We start from the raw sequence: 7,286 nt of genomic DNA, 5'->3' as shown, positions 1-7,286 counted from the left end.
AAAAGGCTTGTGATCACGCCTTCATGACGTTTTAGATTTAGCAAGATTTTTCGCTCAAGCCTTTTTTAAAAAGGCTTGTTTTTAAAAAGGCTTACAGGCAAGCAGTCTGGCAGCCGCATATGCCGGAAAGACTTTTGAGATCTCTTCTCCCCAGCGTCCAGATATCGAAATGCATTCGAAACCAAGCTTCTCGGCAGCTTCCTTTATCAGGAATTCTCCAAGGCCTGCAGCTGCGATTTTTTTAAGCCCGTTCCTTTCCGCAACCTCGGAAATTGCCTCAGTGAGAATAGAAACCTGTTTTTCTTTTAACTGGCCCGCAATTTCGTAGATTTCTCTTTCCTGGATTTCGGAAAGGTCGGCACATACCAGTCTTGCAAGCCTGCGCATAGCATTGATTTTGCTCCTGCCTGCTCCGTCAGCGGTCTCACAGGTATACATGCTTTCATCAATTTTCCCAAGCAGGAGATAAGCATCTGCAGTTGTAGCAAAGAGTTCGGAAGCTGTCCTGCACCAGCCCCTCTCAAGTTTTACTTTTTCGAGAATTGAGGCAAGATTTGTCCGGAGGGTGCCTGCATACACAAGTTCACTTCTTACCAGCCGCTCAAAATCATTAAGCCCAGCTTTATGTTCTCCTGACACGATAGGGATAATATCGCTTGTGGTACTTCCCACATCCACAAAAATACAATCGCCTATTTCTTTTCCTATCAACCTGGCTGAAGCCGCCCAGTTGGCAGCAGCAAGTTCCCTTACCTCGTCAGTTTCGCTCTGGAACCTTCCCATGCTGTTAATATAAGACACTTTTGAGATCCCAAAGGCAGAATCAACACAGGACTTTATAAAGTGGATGCCCTGTTCTTTGTCTTCAAAACAGTCTGCAAGTTCCCCAGTCATAACCACAGCAACTTTTTCAGGCTGCAGCCGCTGTGCTATTTCCTTTAAGACCTTCGGAAGCTGCGTATTTTTCCAGAGAGGTAAATAATGCAGTTCTACAATCTTTCCATCCGAGGAGGCAAGTTTAGTATTCGCTCCTCCAATATCAAGCCCGATAATCTTCGAATTCATTTTTAAGCCTTTTAATATGTTTTTTTCAAGCTTTCGATTATTCTTTACTTTCGGCTTTTCGACCTATTCCCTATCTCTCAAGCCTTTTCGAAAAGCTCCCCAAGCGCATCCTTTGAAAAGCGGTATTCTCCCTCAATATGTATCGAGTCAGGCAGTTCTCCAAACTTATTTTTCAAAAGCAAGTCTCCAATTTCCTCTCGCATAACGTGGCTAATCCCGAAAAGTGATGCTGTGGGCCTGGGGTTTACATCCACTACATATGGAAGATCAGCAAGTATAATATCTACACCTACATACCCGAAACAGTTCAGGCATTTAACTGTGGAGATTGCAGTTTCATAGAGTTCGTCTCGCCTTGGAGTCTGGTAAGGAGTAAGGCTTCCATTATATTTTATACCGAAGGCTCCTGTTTTCCCATTTTCTCCAGCTTCAGTTTCTTTTTCGCCAAATTCTATGAACTGGCGGTTCACAGTAAGAGGAAGCGGTTTTTTTCCTGCTATAAGGCTTACGCTCAGGGTTTCTCCTTTAACATACTCGCTTGCAACGAGTTCCTCGTTGTTATCAAACTCTGTGACAAGGTATGTTGCCTCTGCGCCGCAGCCGAACCTGGGCTTTGTAACATACTTTTTGCCTTCTTCAGCCTTTTTTACTATTTCAGGGGCTTTAATTCCGGCTTTCTTCAGAATTTCCGTGCACATAAGCTTATCCGCGCAGCAGGTTGCCGATTGAGGCGAACATCCCAGGTTTACGGTATTTTCTTCAAGAACTTCATTCAACTCGGGAATCATGGAATCAGGGGCAATAACCAGCCCTGCATCACAGTCCTTTGCTTTTCTCTCAATTACCTGCCTGAAACTTTCGTCTGTGGATTCAACACGCGTGCCTGCACAGATCTTCGTGCCTGCGGATGGGTAGTAAACCTCATGCCCGAGACGGGTAAAGCTTTCGGCAAGGGTTTCTAGCATAGCTGCTCCCTCAGGGATAAGGGACTTTTCAATGTCCGTGCCGACAGCAAATTCTGCAATCAGGATTTTCATCGGAAAGGAGAAACTCGGTAATTTATATATTACTTTTTGTTCCAAGCCTTTTCAAAAAAGGCTTGAGCGAAAACCCCTGGCAACGTTAGGGTTTGATAAGAACCTTATCCCCAAACCCTATCGGCGTGATCACAAGCCTTTTCAAAAAAGGCTTGAGCGAAAAATCTTGCTAAATCGAAAACCCCTAACAACGGCGTGATCAACCGGCGCAACGGTTGCGACTCAACGGTTGCGGCCCAACGGTTGGATTAAAAACTAAATTCAATATGTAAAAGTTTATATAAATTATACAGTTTATACCATAAAGTTAAACATCCAAAAACATAAGGTGCCTGGTATTATTAACAACATAAACCCTAACTCTCAGTCGATCTTTGAAAACCCGTTTGTTAAAACTCTTGCGATTTCGGTTTTCATGGGTATATTCCTGGTTGATATGGGGCTCGGGCTCTTTAATATCTTTTCCACAAAAGAAAGTCCGTTGCCCTCCGCAGTCGTACTTTTAATCTTTGCAGTAATGTTTATTGCAGGCATGGTTTTTTATGAAAAACGTGGGCTGGACACCCTAAGTTCCCTTATCGGGGGAGCTCTTGCAGGTTTTGGATTTTCCTTTGTATTTGTGTCGCTTGTAGGCGGCGTGCAGTTTGCACTGGGTGGAGGAATCTCAGCCATAGGGTGGGACCAGGTGATTTCAGCAGTTGCGGCTTCCATGATTGCAAGCGTTGTAATGCTCAAAGCACTCTTTTATAAACTTCAAAACCACTTTTACTGATTTTTCTTTTTCGTTTGTTTTTGAGTGATGAGTATTCCTAAATATCAGAAAAGTATTTATAGAATTACAAACAATCACAGATCACAGGACGAGCGAAACCGTTGTACTTACTTGATGGGGTTCGATGAATGAGAATATTCAATAAAGATGAAACTAAAGATTCTAAAGAAGATGCCCAGGCTGGGGCTGAAAATTCTGAAGCCCAAAATTCTGGTTCTTCGGCGGAAGAGGCTTATGAAGCACTGGAAAAACCCAAAGAGGCTTCTGCCAGTCCGGAAGCTGAAAAAAGTCCTGAAGCTAGGTGCCAGGAGGAGAAACAGCTTCTCATGGATAAGTATTTCCGGCTTGCAGCAGACTTTGACAATTTCAGAAAACGGAACGCCCGCCAGATGGAGGAAAACCGGAAAGCTGTGCTTGAGCAGGTACTTCTTGACTTCCTTGAAGTAACGGATAATTTTGATCGTGCCCTTAAATCTGCAAAAACTGCAGAGGACATGAGCTCGATCGTCAGTGGAATCGAACAGCTTTCAAAGCAGTTTTTCTCGATTCTCGAAAAGTACGGGATTGAGAAGATTGAGAGTGAAAAAGCCAGCGAATTTGACCCTCACAGGCATGAGGCAGTTCAACATATCGAGACCTCTGAAGTCCCGGACAATACTATAGTAGATGTTTATAAAACGGGATATGCTCTTAACTCTAAAGTTATCAGGCCTGCTATGGTTTCAGTGGCCAGAAATCCTGATGATGAAGTCGAGAAGTAAGGAGAAAATCTACTCCTGAATTCAGGTATAACTTACTCTCTGATTATACTGAATAACTTTACTCTAACTTTATCAAATAACTTAATACATAATTTAACTTAATGATTTGTCTAAAAAATTTGTCTAACTCTATAATTTAATATAAATTTTAACTGAATAATTAATAATTTAACCAGGTAATTAGTGAGGATAAAACATGGCAAAAATACTTGGTATTGACCTTGGTACTACTAATTCATGCATGGCAGTAATGGAAGGCGGGGAAGCTGTCGTGATCCCTAATGCCGAAGGCGCAAGGACAACCCCGTCAGTGGTCGGATTTTCTAAAAAAGGAGAGAAACTTGTAGGCCAGGTTGCAAAAAGACAGGCTGTTTCGAATCCTGAAAATACTGTTTATTCCATTAAAAGGCATATGGGAGACGCCAATTACAAGGTGACTCTTCAGGGAACGGAGTATAAGCCACAGGAAATCTCCGCGATGATTCTTCAGAAGCTCAAAACCGATGCAGAAGCTTATCTTGGAGAAACTATCAGACAGGCTGTTATCACAGTCCCTGCCTATTTCAACGACGCCCAGAGACAGGCTACAAAGGATGCAGGGGCAATTGCAGGTCTTGAAGTTCTGAGAATTATCAATGAACCCACTGCCGCCTCCCTGGCTTACGGGCTTGACAAGGGAGATATAGAACAAACAATTCTTGTCTACGACCTGGGTGGCGGAACCTTTGATGTATCCATTCTCGAGCTCGGAGGCGGAGTCTTTGAGGTAAAATCCACAAGCGGCGACACTCGCCTCGGAGGAGACGACTTCGACCAGCGTATTGTTAACTACTTACTTGCCGAGTTCAGGAAAACCGAAGGAATTGACCTCTCAAAAGATAAAGCCGTACTCCAGCGCTTAACCGATGCTGCGGAAAAAGCCAAGATCGAGCTGTCCGGAGTTGCAAGTACAAATATCAACCTTCCATTCCTTACAGTTGGTCCGGATGGGGAACCAAAGCACCTCGATGTCGACCTGACCAGAGCCCAGTTCCAGAAGATGACCGAGGACCTTCTTGAAAAGACCCTTGTATCTATGCGCCAGGCTCTCAGTGATGCAAAACTCACTCCAAATGATCTCGATAAAGTGATTCTGGTCGGAGGCGCCACAAGGATGCCTGCAGTAGTCGAGCTTGTGGAGAACTTTACCGGCAAGAAGCCTTACAAGAACATCAATCCTGATGAGGCCGTTGCAATTGGGGCAGCCATCCAGGCCGGTGTGCTAGGAGGCGAAGTTAAAGACATCCTGCTGCTTGATGTTACTCCTCTGACTCTCGGAATCGAAACGCTCGGAGGCATAGCAACCCCACTGATCCAGAGAAACACGACAATTCCAACGAAGAAAAGTCAGATTTTCTCAACAGCAGCTGATAACCAGCCTTCAGTAGAGATTCATGTCCTTCAGGGAGAAAGGGGAATTGCTTCCGAAAACAAGACTCTCGGCCGCTTTACTCTGGATGGTATTCCACCAGCTCCAAGAGGCATCCCGCAGATTGAAGTTACTTTCGATATTGACGCAAACGGGATCCTGCATGTAGGTGCAAAAGACCTCGGAACCGGTAAGGAGCAGTCCATATCCATCCAGAAGCCGGGCGGACTTTCGGATGACGAAATCGAGCGCATGGTCAAAGATGCGGAAATGCATGCCGAAGAAGATAAAAAGCGCAAAGAAGACGTCGAGACCAGGAACAATGCCGAGGCTCTGATCAATGCTGCGGAAAAGACATTAAAGGAAGCTGGAGATGTGGCCACAGAAGACCAGAAGTCAAAGGTAAATGCCGCAATCGAGGATCTTAAGAAAGCTCTTGAAGGTAAGGACAGCGAAGCCATTAAGACAAAGACTGAAGCTCTTCAGGAAGCCGTATACCCGATCTCCACTGCAATGTACCAGAAAGCCCAGCAGCAGGCTCAGCAGGCTTCAGGCGAAGCAGGAAGCCACGATGCAAAAGGTCCTGAAGAAACGGTCGTTGACGCTGATTATGAGGTAGTTGACGACGAAAAGCGTAAATAAAGTAAAACTAAGTAATAAAAAAGGCCTGGAGATTCTCAGGCCTTACCGGAAACCTGCTGCTGCAGGCTCCGGAGCTTTATCTTTTTTAAAATAACAGGGAATCCTGATGGCCACAACACGTGATTATTACGAAATTCTCGGATTATCCAAAGATGCCTCACCCGAGGATATAAAGAAAACGTATCGAAAACTTGCGCTAAAATATCATCCTGACAGAAATAAGGAACCTGGGGCTGAGGATAAGTTCAAGGAGATCTCCGAGGCTTATGCCGTTCTTTCAGATGATGAGAAACGTGCTCAGTACGACCGCTTCGGACATGCCGGAATAAACGGGCAATACAGCGCAGAAGATATCTTCCGTGGTGCAGATTTCGGCGGCTTCGGGGACATATTCGAAATGTTTTTCGGTGGTGGGGGAAGCAGACGCGGTCCTATGGGGCCGAGGAGAGGATCTGATCTCCAGTATGACATGTACATCACCTTTGAGGAGGCAGCTTTTGGAGTCCGTAAAGATATCGACATTCCGAGAACGGAAAGGTGTTCAAACTGTTCCGGAACCGGGGCCAAACCCGGAACAAGCCCGAAGCGCTGTCCCACATGTGGCGGCACAGGGCAAATCCACACCACTCGTTCCGGATTGGGCATGCAGTTTGTAAGCACCACCACCTGTAACACCTGTCACGGCAAGGGCCAGATTATTGAGTCTCCCTGCCCGGTCTGCAGTGGTACAGGCAGAGTCCGGAATACAAGGAAAATAACAGTAAATGTGCCTGCTGGAGCTGATTCTGGTATGCATCTAAGGCTCAGCGGAGAAGGAGACTCAGGAGAACCAGGTGCTCCATCCGGAGATCTCTATGTCGTGCTTCATGTAATGGAACATCCCTACTTTAAACGGGTCGATTACGATGTAATTTCCGAACTTCCAATCTCCTTTACCCAGGCTGCACTCGGGACGGATGTAATGGTCGACACCCTCCATGGAAAGGTCAAGATGAACATTCCTTCAGGAACCCAGACCCATTCCGTATTCAGGCTTAAGGATAAAGGAATTCAGCACCTGCACGGGAACAGAAAAGGTGACCAGCTCGTCAGGGTTGTAATCAAGACTCCAACAAAACTTACTCATGAACAAAAAGATCTTCTTCGTCAGTTCGAATCTCTGAGCAGCGGCAAGAATCCAGATGGAGATCAAAACGGCAGGAACGAGAAGTCCACGGAGAAATCTAAGAAAAACAAAGGTTTTTTTGAGAAAGTAAAGGATGCCTTTGAAGGTTAAAAGTAGTTTTCAGCTCAGCCAATTCTCCCTTCTTGAGTCCTTTTTTCATCCCTTTTCTACTTTTTTTCTTTTTTACTTTATTTCCTGAGGACTCGTTAACATTTGTAATTTTTTGTTGCTGCAAAATCTAAAAACATTTATATATAGCTGCTTAAGTCTAAATCTTTAGTCTTCAGTTCTAAAAAAATACTGGGTCTTATAAATTTGGTTTGCAAAACACTTAATTTCCAGAGATGGTAACACGCTGATTAATTTTATCACAAACAATTTATCGGACCGAATTTTACAGTCGTGTCTTATATGTGTTCTATTAACTTCCTATGTT

Annotated in this window: 6 protein-coding genes; 4 read left to right on the top strand and 2 right to left on the bottom strand. The window is 44.6% G+C overall.

The window, feature by feature from the left end; genetic code table 11:
- Positions 1-81: 81 nt before the first annotated feature.
- Both BP549_RS02650 and BP549_RS02645 read right to left on the bottom strand, forming a co-directional pair.
- Positions 82-1,065: a hydantoinase/oxoprolinase family protein gene (locus BP549_RS02650; protein ID WP_292377906.1), complete on the bottom strand. Its 984-nt coding sequence runs from the start codon at positions 1,063-1,065 to the stop codon at positions 82-84.
- A gap of 77 nt (positions 1,066-1,142) precedes the next feature.
- On the bottom strand, positions 1,143-2,102 hold the full coding sequence (locus BP549_RS02645; protein ID WP_292377903.1) for an ATP-grasp domain-containing protein: 960 nt from the start codon (positions 2,100-2,102) through the stop codon (positions 1,143-1,145).
- 328 nt (positions 2,103-2,430) lie between these two features.
- Between BP549_RS02645 and BP549_RS02640 the strand changes: the two genes are divergently transcribed.
- The 4 genes from BP549_RS02640 to dnaJ all read left to right on the top strand — a co-directional run bounded on the left by BP549_RS02640 (position 2,431) and on the right by dnaJ (position 6,961).
- The gene (locus BP549_RS02640) at positions 2,431-2,874 is read left to right on the top strand and encodes a heat-shock protein (RefSeq protein WP_292377901.1); all 444 of its coding nucleotides are present in this window, start codon (positions 2,431-2,433) and stop codon (positions 2,872-2,874) included.
- Positions 2,875-3,002: 128 nt separating this feature from the next.
- Positions 3,003-3,635, top strand: coding sequence for a nucleotide exchange factor GrpE (grpE, locus tag BP549_RS02635; RefSeq protein WP_292377900.1), 633 nt, complete (start codon positions 3,003-3,005; stop codon positions 3,633-3,635).
- Positions 3,636-3,831: 196 nt separating this feature from the next.
- On the top strand, positions 3,832-5,685 hold the full coding sequence (dnaK, locus tag BP549_RS02630; RefSeq protein ID WP_292373141.1) for a molecular chaperone DnaK: 1,854 nt from the start codon (positions 3,832-3,834) through the stop codon (positions 5,683-5,685).
- Positions 5,686-5,791: 106 nt separating this feature from the next.
- A complete protein-coding gene (dnaJ, locus tag BP549_RS02625; RefSeq protein ID WP_292377898.1) occupies positions 5,792-6,961 on the top strand; it encodes a molecular chaperone DnaJ in 1,170 nt (389 codons plus the stop codon).
- Positions 6,962-7,286: the final 325 nt, after the last annotated feature.

It is taken from the genome of Methanosarcina sp. UBA289 (assembly GCA_002496565.1).
Classification (GTDB): domain Archaea; phylum Halobacteriota; class Methanosarcinia; order Methanosarcinales; family Methanosarcinaceae; genus Methanosarcina.
Note: the sequence above shows the minus strand (reverse complement) of the source record. Positions and strands in the feature narration are given on the sequence as shown.